This window comes from Inquilinus sp. (genome assembly GCF_057815775.1).
Genome location: NZ_JBYRFX010000001.1, coordinates 1 through 15285, shown reverse-complemented (window position 1 = coordinate 15285; position 15285 = coordinate 1). Strand labels below are relative to the sequence as shown.

Annotated in this window: 15 protein-coding genes; 1 reads left to right on the top strand and 14 read right to left on the bottom strand. The window is 67.1% G+C overall.

Annotated features, from left to right (window positions below):
• From AC3XYG_RS00075 to proS, 4 genes are all read right to left on the bottom strand, one after another.
• On the bottom strand, positions 1-1038 hold a 1038-nt coding region (locus tag AC3XYG_RS00075), incomplete at its 3' end, for an ABC transporter permease (RefSeq protein WP_489137773.1).
• 10 nt (positions 1039-1048) lie between these two features.
• Entirely contained in the window at positions 1049-1741 is a 693-nt protein-coding gene (locus AC3XYG_RS00070; RefSeq protein ID WP_489137772.1) for an ABC transporter ATP-binding protein, read from the bottom strand.
• A 7-nt stretch (positions 1742-1748) separates the two neighbouring features.
• Positions 1749-3020, bottom strand: a complete 1272-nt coding sequence (locus AC3XYG_RS00065) for a lipoprotein-releasing ABC transporter permease subunit (protein WP_489137771.1) — start codon at positions 3018-3020, stop codon at positions 1749-1751.
• A gap of 183 nt (positions 3021-3203) precedes the next feature.
• Complete coding sequence (gene proS / locus AC3XYG_RS00060) at positions 3204-4517, bottom strand: proline--tRNA ligase (RefSeq protein ID WP_489137770.1); 1314 nt, start codon at positions 4515-4517, stop codon at positions 3204-3206.
• Positions 4518-4660: 143 nt separating this feature from the next.
• Between proS and AC3XYG_RS00055 the strand changes: the two genes are divergently transcribed.
• The gene (locus AC3XYG_RS00055; protein WP_489137769.1) at positions 4661-5950 is read left to right on the top strand and encodes an NCS2 family permease; all 1290 of its coding nucleotides are present in this window, start codon (positions 4661-4663) and stop codon (positions 5948-5950) included.
• Positions 5951-6204: 254 nt separating this feature from the next.
• On the opposite strand, the gene AC3XYG_RS00050 is transcribed toward AC3XYG_RS00055, so the two are convergent.
• From AC3XYG_RS00050 to AC3XYG_RS00005, 10 genes are all read right to left on the bottom strand, one after another.
• Positions 6205-6789 carry a DNA-3-methyladenine glycosylase I gene (locus tag AC3XYG_RS00050; RefSeq protein ID WP_489137768.1) on the bottom strand — a complete coding sequence of 195 codons (585 nt, stop codon included), beginning with the start codon at positions 6787-6789 and terminating at the stop codon, positions 6205-6207.
• Complete coding sequence (locus AC3XYG_RS00045; RefSeq protein ID WP_489137767.1) at positions 6768-7034, bottom strand: DUF1467 family protein; 267 nt, start codon at positions 7032-7034, stop codon at positions 6768-6770. The genes AC3XYG_RS00050 and AC3XYG_RS00045 overlap by 22 nt, the downstream gene beginning before the upstream one ends.
• Positions 7035-7135: 101 nt before the next feature.
• Entirely contained in the window at positions 7136-7735 is a 600-nt protein-coding gene (locus tag AC3XYG_RS00040; protein ID WP_489137766.1) for a hypothetical protein, read from the bottom strand.
• Between the two features lie 17 nt (positions 7736-7752).
• Complete coding sequence (mce, locus tag AC3XYG_RS00035) at positions 7753-8157, bottom strand: methylmalonyl-CoA epimerase (protein WP_489137765.1); 405 nt, start codon at positions 8155-8157, stop codon at positions 7753-7755.
• A gap of 158 nt (positions 8158-8315) precedes the next feature.
• Complete coding sequence (locus AC3XYG_RS00030) at positions 8316-10013, bottom strand: ribonuclease J (protein ID WP_489137764.1); 1698 nt, start codon at positions 10011-10013, stop codon at positions 8316-8318.
• Positions 10010-10795: a type III pantothenate kinase gene (locus tag AC3XYG_RS00025; protein WP_489137763.1), complete on the bottom strand. Its 786-nt coding sequence runs from the start codon at positions 10793-10795 to the stop codon at positions 10010-10012. The genes AC3XYG_RS00030 and AC3XYG_RS00025 overlap by 4 nt, the downstream gene beginning before the upstream one ends.
• A 1-nt stretch (position 10796) precedes the next feature.
• Complete coding sequence (locus AC3XYG_RS00020; protein WP_489137762.1) at positions 10797-11540, bottom strand: biotin--[acetyl-CoA-carboxylase] ligase; 744 nt, start codon at positions 11538-11540, stop codon at positions 10797-10799.
• A complete protein-coding gene (gene nuoN, locus AC3XYG_RS00015) occupies positions 11540-12994 on the bottom strand; it encodes an NADH-quinone oxidoreductase subunit NuoN (RefSeq protein ID WP_489137761.1) in 1455 nt (484 codons plus the stop codon). Before nuoN ends, AC3XYG_RS00020 begins: the two co-directional genes overlap by 1 nt.
• An 18-nt stretch (positions 12995-13012) precedes the next feature.
• Positions 13013-14533 carry an NADH-quinone oxidoreductase subunit M gene (locus AC3XYG_RS00010; protein ID WP_489137760.1) on the bottom strand — a complete coding sequence of 507 codons (1521 nt, stop codon included), beginning with the start codon at positions 14531-14533 and terminating at the stop codon, positions 13013-13015.
• Between the two features lie 9 nt (positions 14534-14542).
• Positions 14543-15285, bottom strand: a 743-nt coding sequence (locus AC3XYG_RS00005) for a proton-conducting transporter membrane subunit (protein ID WP_489137759.1), incomplete at its 5' end; no start/stop codon positions are given.

Below are 15285 nucleotides of genomic sequence, written 5' to 3'. Positions count from 1 at the left end.
GGCGACGCCGAGGCCGAGGCCGACCAGCGTGCCGACCACGCCGATGACCGCGCCGGTCAGCAGGAAGATGCGCAGGATGGCGCCGCGCGAGGCGCCCATGGTGCGCAGGATGGCGATGTCCGCCCCCTTGTCCTTCACCAGCATGATCAGGCTGGAGATGATGTTGAACGCCGCCACCAGCACGATCATCGACAGGATCACGAAGATCACGTTGCGCTGGCCCTCGACGATGTCGAGAAAGCCGGACAGGGCCTGCCGCCAGTCGAAGAAGCGGAAGCCGCTGCCCGCCGCCTGCTGCAGCTGGGCACCGATCGCCGCGATATGGTCGGGGTCGCGCACCAGCACGTCGAGCCGGCTGACCCCATGGCCCATGTCGAGGAAGGCTTGCGCGGCTTCGAGCGGCATTGCCGCTACGCCAGAGTCGAATTCGTACAGGCCGGCGTCGAAGATGGCGACCACGGTGAAGGCCTTGGTCTTCGGCCCGGCCCCGCCCGGCCCCTGGGCCTGTCCCTCGGCCGGTGGCGGCCGCGGGGTCAGCAGGGTGACGCGGTCGCCGATGCCGACGCCCAGCTTGTCCGCCAGCGCCTGGCCGATCGCCAGCGCGTCGGTGCCGGTGAATGCGCCGGGCGACTGGATCTTCAGGCCGCGGGCGATCAGCGGGCGCGCCAGAAAATCCTCCGGCCGCTCGCCGCGGATCTGGACCCCGGCCGAGCCCTTGCCGGTGGCCAGCGCCATGCCCTGGATCACCGGCAGCACCTGGATGACGCCGTCGACGCCGCGCAGCCGCCCGGCCACCGGCTCGTAGTCCTCGATCTCGCGGCTGCCCAGGGCGCTGACGCTGACATGGGCGTTGAGGCCGAGGAACCGGGCCAGCAGCTCGCTGCGGAAGCCGTTCATCACGGAGGTGACGGTGATCAGCGTGGCGACGCCGACCACGATGCCGGCCAACGAAAAGCCGGCGATCAGCGAGACGAAGCCCTGCTTGCGGCGGGCGCGCAGGTAGCGGAAGGCGACGGTACGCTCGAAGGCGTTGAACATGCGCGGGCCCTCAATGGGCGATGAGGATGCCGTCGCGCATTTCCACCACCCGGTCCATCCGTTCGGCCAGGTCGAGGTTGTGCGTGGCGATCAGGGCACCGACGCCGGTCGAGCGCACGATGTCCACCAGCATCTCGAACACCCCCTCCGACGTGGTGTGGTCGAGATTGCCGGTCGGTTCGTCGGCGATCAGCACCCGGGGGGCGTTGGCCAGGGCGCGGGCGATGGCGACGCGCTGCTGTTCGCCGCCCGACAGCTGGGCCGGGCGGTGGTCCAGCCGGGCGGCCAGGCCGACACGGCCCAGCAGGTCCCGCCCCCGCTGGCGGGCGGCGGCGCGCGGCTGGCCGGCGATCATCTGCGGCAGGACCACGTTCTCGATCGCGCTGAATTCCGGCAGCAGGTGATGGAACTGGTAGACGAAGCCGATGGCGGTGCGGCGCAGCGCCGTGCGCGGCCCGTCGCCCAGGCCGTCGCAGCGCTGGCCGGCGATGGTGATGGTGCCGCCATCCGGTCGCTCCAGCAGCCCGGCGATGTGCAGCAGGGTCGACTTGCCGGCGCCGCTGGGCCCGACCAGGGCCACGATCTCGCCCGCCGCGATCGACAGCGCGGCGCCGCGCAGCACGTCGAGCCGGGTTTCGCCCTGCTGGAAGCTGCGGCGGATGTCTTCGAGGCGCAGCACGTCTGAAGTCGCGAGAGGCGTCATGCTGGGGTCACTCATAGCGCAGGGCCTCCACCGGATCGAGCCGCGCCGCCCGCCACGCCGGGAAGATCGAGGCCAGGAAGGTCAGCCCGAGGGCAAGGGCGCAGACCCCGACCACCTGGCCGGTGTCGATCTGCGCCGGCAGCTGGCTGAGGAAGTCGAACTCGGCGGCGAAGGTCTCGGGGCCCAGCATGCTCTGCAGCCAGTTGCGGATGGCATCGACATTGGCGGCGAGCGCGACGCCGAGGACCATGCCGACCAGCGTGCCGACCACGCCGATGGTGGCGCCGGTCAGGAAAAAGATGCGCAGGATGGCGCCGCGAGAGGCGCCCATGGTGCGCAGGATGGCGATGTCGCCGCCCTTGTCCTTCACCAGCATGACCAGGCTGGAGACGATGTTGAACGCCGCCACCAGGATGATCAGCGCCAGGATGATGAACATCACGTTGCGTTCGATCTGCAGCGCGGTGAACACCGTGGCGTTGGCCTCGCGCCAGTCCGATATCTTGAGACTAGGCCCGACCGCCTGGGTCACCAAAGCACGCACGCCGTCGATGTTCTCGGGCTCGGCGACAAACAGGTCGAGCCCACCGACCTGGTCCTTCATCTGATACAGCTGCTGCGCGGCCTCCAGCGGCATGTAGACGGCCAGGGAATCGACCTCCTGCAGGCCGGTGTTGAAGATGGCGGCGATGGTATAGGTCTTGCTCCGCGGCACCGAGCCGAAGGCCGTGCGGTTGAAGCGCGGCGTGATCAGCGTCAGCTCGTCGCCCAGGCGGACGCCGAACTGGCCGGCCAGGCCGCTGCCGATGGCGATCACGTCGGTGCCGGCGAAATCTTCCGGCTTGTCGATCAGCAGGGAGCGGGCGATCGCCGGCCGCGACAGGAAATCCGCCGGCTCGACCCCACGCACCGATGCCGGCGCGCCCTGGGCGAAGGACGCGCCGCTGAAGCCGCCCTCCCGGCTGACCAGCGCCTGATCCTCGATGGTGGGCGACACCCGCAGCACGCCCGGCACCTGCCGCAGCTTGTCGGCCAGCGGGCCGTAATCCGGCACGCCGGCGCCGGCCGGGGCGCTGACCACGAGATGCGCGTCGAGGCCGAGCACCCGCTGCACCAACTGGCCGCGGAATCCGTTCATGACGGACATGACGATGATCAGCGTCGCCACGCCGAGCAGGATGCCCAGCAGCGAGAAGCCGGCGATCACGGAAATGAAGCCTTCCGCCCTGCGGGCCCGCAGATAGCGGAAGGCGACGGTCCGTTCGAAGGCGTTGAACATGGGGGGGTCCGGGCCCGATCAGGCCATTGACGGAAGAAGAGCCATAGACCCCAGACTGTCATGCCCGGACTTGATCCGGGCATCCAGAGACTGTCGACATCCTCTGGATTGCCGGGTCAAGCCCGGCAATGACAGCTTTCTTCTCTTCATAAAGACGGCCCCTTAAAGCCCAGCAAGGCTGCCTCAGCCTTTGATCCGCGCCACCACGGCATCGAACGCCAGCTCGATCTTCTCGCCGGTGGCCCGGCGCTTGATCTCGGCCACACCGGACGCGGCGCCGCGCGGCCCGACCACCACCTGCCAGGGCAGGCCGATCAGGTCCATCTGGGCGAACTTGGCCCCGGCCCGCTCGTCGCGGTCGTCATAGAGCGGGTCGAGGCCGGCGGCCTGGAAGCGCTGGTACAGATCCTGGCAAGCCGCATCGCAGGCGGCGTCGCCCGGCTTCAGGTTGATCAGGCCGACATCGAACGGCGCCACCGAATCCGGCCAGATGATGCCGGCCTCGTCATGGCTGGCCTCGATGATGGCGCCGACCAACCGTGACACGCCGATGCCGTAGCTGCCCATCTCGACCGGCCGCGGGGTCCCGTCCGGCCCGGCCACCTGGGCGTTCATCGCGGCGGAATACTTGGTGCCGAAATAGAAGATGTGGCCGACCTCGATGCCGCGCCGGGTCTGCAGCTCCGATTCCGGGATCGGGCATTTCGCCGGGTCGTGCATCTCGTCCGCCGCGGCGTACAGGCCGGTCACGCGGTCGACGAAGCCGGCGAGGTCATCATCGGGGCCGAGCTGCTGCGCCTCGGTGTCCAGCTCCAGCACGCGCGGGTCGACATAGACCTGGCTTTCGCCGGTCTCGGCCAGGATCTGGAATTCATGGCTCAGGTCGCCGCCGATCGGCCCGGTGTCGGCCTTGACCGGCACCGCCTTCAGCCCGAGGCGGGCGAAGGTGTTGAGGTAGCAGACGAAGAACTTGTTGTACGACTTCCGCGCGGACTCGTAGTCGATGTCGAAGCTGTACGCGTCCTTCATCAGGAATTCGCGGCCGCGCATCACGCCGAAGCGGGGGCGCACCTCGTCCCGAAACTTCCACTGGATGTGGTACAGCAGCTGCGGCAGCTGCTTGTAGCTTTTCACCGACGACCGGAAGATGTCGGTGATCATCTCCTCATTGGTCGGGCCGAACAGCATGTCGCGATCGTGCCGGTCGCGGATGCGCAGCATCTCCTTGCCGTAATCGTCGTAGCGGCCGCTCTCGCGCCACAGATCGGCCGGCTGGATCGTCGGCATCAGCAGTTCCTGGCAACCGAAGCGGTCCTGCTCCTCGCGCACCACCTGCTCGATCTTCTTCAGCACCCGATAGCCCAGCGGCAGCCACGCATAGATGCCGGCCGCCTCCTGCCGGACCATGCCGGCGCGCAGCATCAGCCGATGCGACACGATCTGCGCCTCGCTCGGATTCTCCTTGAGGGTGGGCATGAAGAACTGGGACAGGCGCATCGAGCGGGCTTCCGTTAGGACCGGATTGAAACAGACAGGCGCGCGACTTTAGGGAAGGACCGGCGGCCTGTCCATTCAGGGTTCCGCGACTTCCGGAATCTCCCGATACTCGCCGCAAAGCGTGGAACTGGAGGTTCAATATCATGCTCGAACGGCTGTTCGGACTGTCCGAACACGGCACCACCGTGCGCACCGAGGTGCTCGCCGGCGTGACCACATTCCTGACGATGGCCTACATCATCTTCGTCAACCCGCAGATCCTGGCCACGACGGGCATGGATCACGGGGCGGTGTTCGTCGCCACCTGCCTGGCATCCGCCGCCGCATCGCTGTTCATGGGGCTGTACGCCAACTACCCGATCGCCATGGCACCGGGCATGGGGCTGAACGCCTACTTCGCCTACACCGTGGTCGGCCAGATGGGCTATTCCTGGCAGGTGGCGCTGGGCGCCGTGTTCCTGTCCGGCATCCTGTTCCTGATCGTCAGCATCCTGCCGATCCGGGAAGCGATCGTGAACAGCATCCCGCGCTCGCTGAAGATGGCGATCTCGGCCGGCATCGGCCTGTTCCTCGGCATCATCGCGCTGCAGAACGCCAAGGTGGTCGTCGCCAACCCGGCCACCATGGTCGGCCTCGGCGACCTGCACGCGCTGCCGACCATCCTGGCCACGATCGGCTTCGTCGTCATGGTGGCGCTGGTGGCGCTGCGGGTCACCGGTGCCATCATCATCGCCATCCTGGGCGTCACTGTCGCCGGCATCCTGCTGGGCGTGTCCCAGTTCAACGGCGTCGTCGCCCTGCCGCCGTCGCTGGCCCCGACCTTCCTGCAGCTCGATCTCTCAGGCGCGGTGCATGTCGGGCTGGTCAGCATCGTCTTCGCCTTCTTCTTCGTCGACCTATTCGACAATGCCGGCACACTGATCGGCGTCGCCCATCGCGCCGGGCTGCTCGACGAACAGGGTCGGTTGCCGCGGCTGCGCAAGGCGCTCTTGGCCGACAGCACCATGGCCTGCCTGGGCTCGGCGATCGGCACCTCGACCGTCACCAGCTATATCGAAAGCGCGGCCGGGGTGAATGCCGGCGGCCGCACCGGCCTAACCGCGGTGGTGGTCGCGATCCTGTTCCTGCTGAGCCTGTTCCTGGCGCCGCTGGCCACCAGCATCCCGGCCTTCGCCACCGCCCCTGCCCTGCTGTTCGTCGCCTGCCTGATGGTGCGCGGCCTGGCCGAGATCGACTGGGAGGACGTGACCGAATTCGTGCCCGCCGTGGTCTGCGCGCTGGCGATGCCTCTGACGTACTCAATCGCGGACGGAATTGCCTTCGGCTTCATCACCTATGCCGCCATCAAGCTGCTCGCCGGCCGGGTGCGCGACATCCATCCGGCGGTGGCGATTCTGGCCATTCTGTTCGTCGTGAAATTCGCCCTGATCTGACCGCATAGGGGGCATGCGATTCTGCGTGACAGCCCCGTTATTCCTCGCTATGTTCCGGCCCGCCTGACCAAGAAGAATCGAAAAGGGCAGGCCCGAGTTTAGGGAGGAAACTGTCGGGGGTGTCGGTGGACTCAAGTCCGCCGGATGCAACAAAAAAGACAGATTTTCAAACGGCAGGTGCTTCGGCCCTGCCGTTTTTTTATGCATGAACACGTGTGCGTAGTTTCACGTCACGGCCTGACCCGGACTCTCGCCTATGAGGGCCCAGTGCCCCGCCGCCAGGGCGGATCCAGCTTCAGGATCTCGGCATAGACCGGGCAGCCGGCGTGGTGGGTGCCGCGCAGATAGCCCAGACTCATCAGAAATTCGTTGACGATCTCGCCGCCGGTGAAGCGGAAGGTCTGCTTGAACAGCTTCACCCACTCCGCCTTGGTCAGCGGATGGTGAGCGTCGAGCCAGGCGGCGAAGCTGCCATGGCTGGCGCGGATCGCCTGCAGCCGCCGGGCATTGTCGATCGCGGCATCAACCTTCAGCCGGTTGCGGACGATGCCGGCATCGGCCAGCAGCCGCGCCCGGTCGGCCTCGCCGAACGCCGCGACCTTGTCGATGTCGTAGCCGGCATAGGCCCGGGCGAAGCCCTCGCGCTTCTTCAGCATCAGGCCCCAGGACAGGCCGGCCTGGTTGATCTCCAGGATCAGCCGTTCGAACAGCACCGCATCGTCACGGGCAGGAAAGCCGTATTCGGTGTCGTGATAGGCCTTGTGGAGCGGATCGCTGCCGGCGAAGGAGCAATAGCTCTTCTCCGGCACCGGATCGTTCACTGCTGCGACGACGTCCATGTCTCGGCCCAATCGCGGAAGGAGAACACGTTCTCGGTGATCATGATGTCGATCACGATCCATAGCACGATGCTGATGCCGGTGGTGATCAGCACCTTGCGCCACAGCCGCGGATTGGCCGGCGCCCCGACCTGGTGGCCCGGCTGCACGTCGTCGACCTCAGGCCGCACGCCGAAGGGCAGCACCATGAAGATCACGGTCCACCAGATGATGGTGAAGACGACGATGCCGCTGACCAGGCCCATATCACGCTCTCCGGAACAATCTCCCGCCCTGCTTACCCTCCCCGGCCGCCGGGAGACATGGGTCTTTTCGTCATGGCCGGCCGCCGGGCCCCCGACGCAGCCTAGGATTCCGGCCGCTGAAGCAGCGCGTAGACGTCGCGAACCCGGCCGATCTCCAAGAACTGCACCCGTGAATCCAGGGCAGGAACGATCTGGCTGAATCCCATGCGGCCGGTGGGGTTGATCGCCGCCAGCCCGAACCGGATCGTCCCGCTGCCGTCCGGCCGCTCCCGCAATTCCAGGGTCGGAAGCTGATCGACATCGAGCGACCGCAGCACGGTGGACCGCCCCTCCGTGACGGACAGAACCCGTCGGTCGGTCACGGCGTAGAGCTGGTGCCGCCGGATCATCGCGTCATGCACGAAGCGTCCGGCAACGAAATACAGGCCCATGACCAGGAACGGCAGGCCGAAGAGGCGGAATGTGAGGGGCGCGCCGGTGCTCCAGACCGACAGGTTCCAGAACAGCGCGAAGCCTCCCCACGCCAGGCTGAAGGGAATCAGATAGGTATCGTTCGGCTGGAACAGGATGCCTTGACCGGGACGGCCGCTCCACAACACGCGCTCGCCACGCAGAAGATGGCGTTGAAGGGCTGGATCCAAGATCGCGCTCAAGGATGTTGCTGGGCCTTCGACGGTACGCCCGCGGCATCTGCCGATCAACGCACCGGAACGGCAGATTAGACCTGCTCGATCTCGGTCAGGGTGCCGGCGAGGTCGGCCGGGTGCAGGAACAGCACCGGCTTGCCATGGGCGCCGATCCTTGGCTCGCCGTCGCCCAGCACCCGCAACCCCGCCGCCACCAGCCGGTCACGGGCGGCGCGGATGTCGTCGACCTCGTAGCAGAGATGATGGATGCCACCCTTCGGGTTGCGCTCCAGGAATCTCGCGATCGGCGAGTCGGCGCCCAGCGGGTGCAGCAGTTCGATCTTGGTGTTCGGCAGCACGACGAAGATCGTGGTCACGCCGTGCTCCGGCAGGTCGAGCGGCGGCGACACCTCCGCCCCCAGGGTCTCGCCATACAGCAGGGCGGCCGCCGCCAGATCGGGCACCGCGATGGCGACATGGTTGAGCCGGCCGATCATGCTGTGTCCTCCTGCATGGCTGTTGCTTCATCCCACACCCGTCATGCCCGGACTTGATCCGGGCATCCAGAGGATGTCGACAGTCTCTGGATTGCCGGGTCAAGCCCGGCAATGACAGCGAAAGGAAGGCCGGAGCGCCAGCCGGCCGCCCTCGTCCCTTACAGCCGGATCAGATGCACCTCGGTCACCGGCTTCTTGCCGTGCCAGCTGCGGATCGTGCGCCGCACGGTCACCCGGGCCGTCTCGCTGATCGCCGAATCGTCGTTGCGCTGGGCCCGCGGCAGATTCTGGATGGCGCCGCGCACCTCCTCCGCCACCTCGGCCTCGCTCTCGGCCAGGTCCTCGGCGTCCTCGATGCCCAGCAGCGCCACCCTCGGGTCGGCGGCCAGCCGGCCGTCGCGGTCGAGCACCAAGGTGATGACCGCGGCGCCGTTGTGGATGATGCGCTGCCGATCGCGGATCGCCTCGCCATCCAGCGGCACCAGATGGTGCCCGTCCAGCGCCAGGCGGCCATGCTCGACATTGTCGACGATCTCGGCCGGGCCGGGCGCCAGGCGGATCAGGGCGCCGTTGTGCGGCACCAGGGTCTGCGACACCTGGCAATCGCGCGCCAGCGCCGCATGGGCCTGCATGTGCCGCTCTTCGCCATGCACCGGGATCACGATCTGTGGCTTCAGCCACTGGTACAGCGACACCAGCTCGTCCCGCGCGGGATGGCCGGAGCAATGCACCATCTCGTCATCCGGGGTCAGCAGGGTGACGCCCTGCGCCACCAGCGCGTTCTGCACCCGGCCGATCGCCTTCTCGTTGCCCGGGATCTCGCGGGCCGAGAAGATCACCGTGTCGCCGGCCTCCAGCGTGATGTGCGGGTGGCTGTCGGCGGCGATGCGTGACAGGGCCGAGCGCGGCTCGCCCTGGCTGCCGGTGCAGATCAGCACGATCTTGTCGCGCGGGATGTAGCCGAACTGGTCCTCGCGGATGAACGGCTCCGGCAGCTTGGTCATGCAGCCGGTGCTCTGCGCCGCCTCCATGATCTTCCACAGGGACCGGCCGACCAGGGCGCAATGCCGGCCCGCCGCCTGCGCCGCCAGCACGACACTGTGGATGCGGGCGACGTTGGAGGAGAAGCAGGTGACGACGACCCGGTTCGGCTGGGCCGCGATGACGCGGGCGAGGCCCTCGCGGACCTCCTCTTCCGACCCCGAGCGGCCGGGGGTCAGCGCATTGGTGCTGTCGCCCATGACCGCGACCACGCCCTCGTCGCCCAGGCGGCGCAGCTTGGCCTCGTCATAGGGCGCGCCGATCTGCGGCGACGGGTCCAGCTTCCAGTCGCCGGTGTGGACGATGTTGCCGTGCTTGGTGCGGATCACCAGCGCGCTCGGCTCCGGCACCGAATGGGTCATGGTGATGAAGCCGACGCCGAACGGGCCGATCTGGACATCGCCGCCCAGCGGCACTTCGATGATCTTCACCTGGTCGGCGAAATCGGTTTCGCGCAGCTTGATGCGCAGCACCGCGGCGGTGAAGGGCGTGGCGTAGATCGGGCAGCGCAGATCGGTCCAGAGCTGGGTGACGGCTCCGATATGGTCCTCATGCGCATGGGTGATGACCATGCCGACCAGCGCGTCGCGCCGCCGTTCGATGAAGGCCGGATCGGGCACGATCAGGTCGACGCCCGGCACGGAATCATCGGCGAAGGTGACCCCGCAATCGACCATCAGCCAATGGCCGTCATGGCCATACAGATACATGTTCATCCCGATCTCGCCGGCACCGCCGAGCGGCAGGAAGTACAGGGCGTCGTCGGGCACCGAAATTGAAGGACGGGAGGTGCTGGCCGCGGGGGAGAAAGTCATGCTGTCGTGTTTCGCTCGTAGATAAGGCGCAGTCCGCGCAGGGTCAGTTCGCTGTCGATATGATCGATCATATGGGTCGCCTGAGCGAAAACGCTACCAAGGCCGCCCGTGGTGATCACGGTGACGGGGGGCGTGCCGGTCGGCGACAGCTCCGCCTTGATGCGCGTCAGCAGTCCTTCGATCATGCTGAGATAGCCCCAGAACATGCCGGACTGCATCGCGGTGATGGTGCCGTGGCCGATCACATGCTCCGGCCGGACGATCTCGACCTTGGGCAGCTGGGCCGCGACCTTGTGCAGGGCGTCGAGCGCCAGCTGCGGGCCCGGGGCGATGATGCCGCCGACGAAATCGCCATCGGCATTGACCACGTCGAAGGTGGTGCCGGTGCCGATGTCGACGACGATCAGCGGCGGCTTGTAGGCGGCGCCGGCCGACACCGCGTTGACCAGGCGGTCGGCCCCGGCCTCACGCGGGTTCAGCAGCAGGTTGCGGATGCCGAGATGGACGTCGGGGTCGCCGACCCGCATCGGGTCGGTGCCGAAGTGGTCGCGGCACAGCTTGGCGAGGTTGAAGGTGGCGGCCGGCACCACGCTGGACAGGATCGAGCGGGTGACGTCGATCGGCCGCAGGCCGCGCATCGCCATCAGCGACACCAGCCACACGGCGTATTCGTCGGAGGTGCGGCGGCTGTCGGTGGCGATCCGCCACTGGCCCTTCTGCTGGGTGCCATCGAACACCGCGAAGACGATGTTGGTGTTGCCCGCATCGATGGCGAGAAGCATCTCAGCCCCTCCCGAAGAAAACGTCGCCTGCGGTGATGTTCCGCCGCCCGCCCTCGCTGCGCAAGACCAGAGCGCCGGTCGGATCGATCTGCTCGAACACGCCCTCCAGCGTCTCGGTCTCCAGCCGCACCGTGATGCGGGCGCCGAGGCCGATCGCCCGTTCCAGCCAGGCGGCACGGATGGCGTCGAAGCCGTGGTCGCGCCATTCCGCCAGACGGCGGTCGAGCGCCTCGGCGTAACGCGCCAGCACCGCCTCGACCGTGGCGTCGGGCGCGCCGGACGCATGCAGGCTGGTGGCGTGATAGTCGGCCAGCTGCGGGTGGTGCGCGATATTCATGCCGGTGCCGGCGACGATCCAGTCGACCGTCTTGTCCGGCGCCACCGTGGCCTCCAGCAAAATGCCGGCGAGCTTGTCGCCGGCGATCTGCAGGTCATTCGGCCATTTCAGCTTCGGGTCGACCCCGAAGCTCGCCGCCGCATCGGCCAGGGCGACGCCGACGACGAAGGTCAGTTCCCCGGCGCGGACAAAAGGCAAATCCGGCCGCAGGATGGTGGAACAGTAGAGATTTCCGGGCGGCGAAGCCCAGCCGCGCCCGCGTCGGCCGCGGCCCGTTTCCTGCCGCCGGGCCCAGACGATGGTGCCGTGGCCGGCGCCCGCCGCTGCGAGCGTGCGGGCTTCGTCATTGGTGCTGCCGACGCTTTCGCGGGCGTCGAGCCGCCAGCCTTGCGGAAGGGAAACTGTCATCACCCTCCGAACAGGCTGGCCGCAGCCGCCTGGGCCGCGCCGGTCAGCGGCGCCGGCAGGATCCAGAAGAAGACGATGAACAGGGTCGCGACCGCCAGGATCGACGGCAGCGCCGCGCCGTCGGGCTTGTCGAAGGCGATCTTCGGATCCTCGAAGTACATCACCCGGATGACGCGCAGGTAGTAATAGGCCGACACCACGCTGGACAGCACGCCGATGACGGCGAGGACGATGAAGCCGGTGGTGCCCTGGGCGATCACGGCGCGGAACACGTAGAGCTTGGCGAAGAACCCGGCCAGCGGCGGGATGCCGGCCATCGAGAACATCATGATGACCAGGGCAAAGGCGACGCCCGGGTTGGACTTGCCGAGGCCGGCCAGGTCCTGGATGCCCTCGACCGCGCGGCCCTCGACCCGCATCGACAGGATCACGGCGAAGGTGCCGATGCTCATGGCGACATAGATCGAGAGATAGACGATGACGGCGGTGATCCCGTCCGGCGTGCCGGCGGCGAGGCCCAGCAGGGCGAAGCCGACATGGCCGATCGAGGAATAGGCCATCAGCCGCTTGAAGCTGGTCTGCGCGATCGCGGCGAAGGCGCCGAGGATCATCGACAGCGCCGAGGTGACGATGATGATCTGCTGCCACTGGGCGGTCAGGTGGCCGAACGGTTCGACCAGCACGCGGACGAACAGCGCCATGGCTGCGACCTTGGGCGCCACCGCGAAGAAGGCGGTGACCGGGGTCGGCGCGCCCTCATAGACGTCGGGCGTCCACATGTGGAACGGCACGGCCGAGATCTTGAAGGCCAGGCCGGCGCAGATGAAGACGACGCCGATGATGACGCCCATGCCCGCGCCCTGCCCGGCCCCGAACATCTGGGCCAGCCCGTCGAAGCTGGTGGTGCCAGCGAAGCCGTACACCAGCGAGGCGCCGTAGAGCAGCATGCCCGACGACAGCGCGCCGAGGACGAAGTACTTCAGCCCGGCCTCGCTCGACCGCTCCGAATCCCGGTTGAAGGCGGCGACGACGTAGAGCGCCAGGCTCTGCAACTCCAGGCCGAGATACAGCGAGATCAGGTTGTTGGCGCTGATCATCAGCAGCATGCCGAGCGTCGCCAGCACGAACAGCACCGGGTACTCGAAGCGCGACATGTTCTCATGCTCGAGGTAGTCGAGCGACATGATCAGGGCGAGCGATGAGCCGACCAGCACCAGGATCTTCATGAACACGGCGAAGCCGTCCGCGACGAACATGCCGTTGAAGGTCACCACCCGGCCGGAGTGGCCCATCAGCAGCAGCGCGCCGGTGATGATGAAGGACAGCACCGCCAGCGACGCGACGATGCGGGTCGATTTCTCACCGAGAAACACGCCGATCAGCAGCAGCGCCATGGCGGCGCAGGCCAGGAAGATTTCCGGCAGGGCCGGCATCAGATCGGGAAAAGACACCATGGCGATCGGATCCCCGGCTCAGCGGACGGCCACGGCAACCGCGGCCGACTGGCCGAGATCAGCGTGGTATTGGGTGATCAGATGGTCGACCGAGACCGACATCACGTTCAGGAAACTGGACGGGTAGATACCCATCCAGAACACGACGATCACCAGCGGCACGAAGATCGCGATCTCGCGCGGGCTGAGATCCTTCATCGTCCGCACATCGTCGCGGGTGATCTCGCCGAAGATGACCTTGCGGTACAGCAGCAGCATGTAAGTGGCGCCCAGGATCAGGCCGGTCGCGACCAGAACGCCGGCCCAGGTGTTGGCCTGGAAGATGCCCAGCATGATCATGAATTCGCCGACGAAGCCCGAGGTGCCGGGCAGGCCGACCGAACCGAGCAGCATGATCATGAAGAACACGGCGTATTTCGGCATGTTGGTCGCCAGGCCGCCGTAGCGCGCGATCTCGCGGGTGTGCAGCCGGTCATAGACCACGCCGACGCAGAGGAAGAGCGCCGAGGAGACCACGCCGTGGCTGAGCATCTGGAGGATCGAGCCTTCCATGCCCTGCTTGGTCAGCGAGAACATGCCGGCGGTGACGAAGCCCATATGCGCGATCGAGGAATAGGCGATCATCTTCTTCATGTCCTCCTGCGCCAAGGCGACGAGGGAGGTGTAGATGACCGCGACGATCGACAGGCCGTAGACCAGCGGCGTCAGCAGCGCCGTCGCATCCGGCAGCATCGGGATCGAGAAGCGCAGGAAGCCGTAGCCGCCCATCTTCAGCAGCACGCCGGCCAGGATCACCGACCCGGCGGTCGGCGCTTCCACGTGGGCGTCAGGCAGCCAGGTGTGCACCGGCCACATCGGCACCTTCACCGCGAAGGAGGCGAACATGGCCAGCCATAGCCACACCTGCATGTTGTAGCCGTAATGGGTGGCCAGCAGCGTCGGGATGTCGGTGGTGCCGGCCTGGACGTACATCGCCAGCAGCGCCACCAGCATCAGCACCGAGCCGAGCAGGGTGAACAGGAACAGCTTGAAGGCGGCGTAGATGCGGCGCGGGCCCGATCCCCAGATGCCGATGATGACGAACATCGGGATCAGCACGCCTTCGAAGAAGACGTAGAACAGCACGTAGTCGAGCGCGCTGAACATGCCGATCATCATGGTCTCGAGGATCAGGAACGAGACCATGTACTCCTTCACCCGGCTGTGGATGCTCTCCCAGCTGGCGAGGATGCAGATCGGCATCAGGAAGGCCGACAGGACGATGAACAGCACGGAAATGCCGTCGACGCCCATGTGGTAGGAGATGTTGAGGTCCGGGAACCACGCCAGCTTCTCTTCCATCTGGAAGCCGACGACGGAGTTGTCGAAGCCGAGCCAGACGGCGACCGCCAGGGCGAAGGTGACGAGCGTGGTCCACAGCGCCACCCAGCGCGCGGTGGCGGCCACGGCGGCCTCCGTGCCGCGGGCGAGCAGCAGGATGAGACCTGCGCCCACCAGCGGCAGGAAGGTGACGAGGGAGAGGATCGGCCAGTTACCCATGGGTCGTGCTCACATCCGGCCGCCGAAGACGTACCAGGAGACCAGCGCGACCACGCCGATCACCATGACGAAGGCATAGTGGTAGACATACCCGCTTTCGAGCCGGCTGGCCCTGCGCGAGATGCCGACGGAGGTGGCGGCGATGCCGTCCGGGCCGAGGCGATCGATGATCGCCCCGTCGCCGCCCTTCCACAGGGCGCGGCCGATGACGAAGGCCGGGCGGACCAGCAGCGCCGCGTAGATCTCGTCGAAGTACCATTTGCGGAAGAACAGCTGGTACAGCGGCTTGAACGCGCCGGCGATGGCACCCGGCAGCGACGGCATCCTGATGTAGAACAGCCAGGACGCGGCCAGACCGATCAGGCCGGCGATCAGCGGCAGCAGGCCAACCCATTCCGGGCTGTGATGCGCCGCCTCGATGCTGTCCTGGCTGTGCAGCACCAGGATCGCCTCGCGCCAGAAGCTCTCGCGCCCCTCGCCGACGAAGACATCGTAGCCGATCAGGCCGGCCAGCACGGCACCGACCGACAGCACGATCAGCGGGATCAGCATGACCGGCGGCGATTCATGCACGTGGTCCATCGTGTGATGGTCGGCGCGCGGCTTGCCGTGGAAGGTCAAGAACAGGAGGCGGCCGCTGTAGAAGGCGGTCATCAGCGCGGCGGCGACGCCGAGCCAGTAGGCGAAGGCGCCGACGCCGGTGTGGGCGCTCCAGGCTGCCTCCAGGATCATGTCCTTGGAGTAGAAGCCGG

Coding starts and splice junctions, on each gene's coding strand:
- AC3XYG_RS00070 (WP_489137772.1), bottom strand. CDS start 1,741: ATGACGCCTCTCGCGACTTCAGACGTGCTGCGCCTCGAAGACATCCGC.
- AC3XYG_RS00065 (WP_489137771.1), bottom strand. CDS start 3,020: ATGTTCAACGCCTTCGAACGGACCGTCGCCTTCCGCTATCTGCGGGCC.
- proS (WP_489137770.1), bottom strand. CDS start 4,517: ATGCGCCTGTCCCAGTTCTTCATGCCCACCCTCAAGGAGAATCCGAGC.
- AC3XYG_RS00055 (WP_489137769.1), top strand. CDS start 4,661: ATGCTCGAACGGCTGTTCGGACTGTCCGAACACGGCACCACCGTGCGC.
- AC3XYG_RS00050 (WP_489137768.1), bottom strand. CDS start 6,789: ATGGACGTCGTCGCAGCAGTGAACGATCCGGTGCCGGAGAAGAGCTAT.
- AC3XYG_RS00045 (WP_489137767.1), bottom strand. CDS start 7,034: ATGGGCCTGGTCAGCGGCATCGTCGTCTTCACCATCATCTGGTGGACC.
- mce (WP_489137765.1), bottom strand. CDS start 8,157: ATGATCGGCCGGCTCAACCATGTCGCCATCGCGGTGCCCGATCTGGCG.
- AC3XYG_RS00030 (WP_489137764.1), bottom strand. CDS start 10,013: ATGACTTTCTCCCCCGCGGCCAGCACCTCCCGTCCTTCAATTTCGGTG.
- AC3XYG_RS00025 (WP_489137763.1), bottom strand. CDS start 10,795: ATGCTTCTCGCCATCGATGCGGGCAACACCAACATCGTCTTCGCGGTG.
- AC3XYG_RS00020 (WP_489137762.1), bottom strand. CDS start 11,540: ATGACAGTTTCCCTTCCGCAAGGCTGGCGGCTCGACGCCCGCGAAAGC.
- nuoN (WP_489137761.1), bottom strand. CDS start 12,994: ATGGTGTCTTTTCCCGATCTGATGCCGGCCCTGCCGGAAATCTTCCTG.
- AC3XYG_RS00010 (WP_489137760.1), bottom strand. CDS start 14,533: ATGGGTAACTGGCCGATCCTCTCCCTCGTCACCTTCCTGCCGCTGGTG.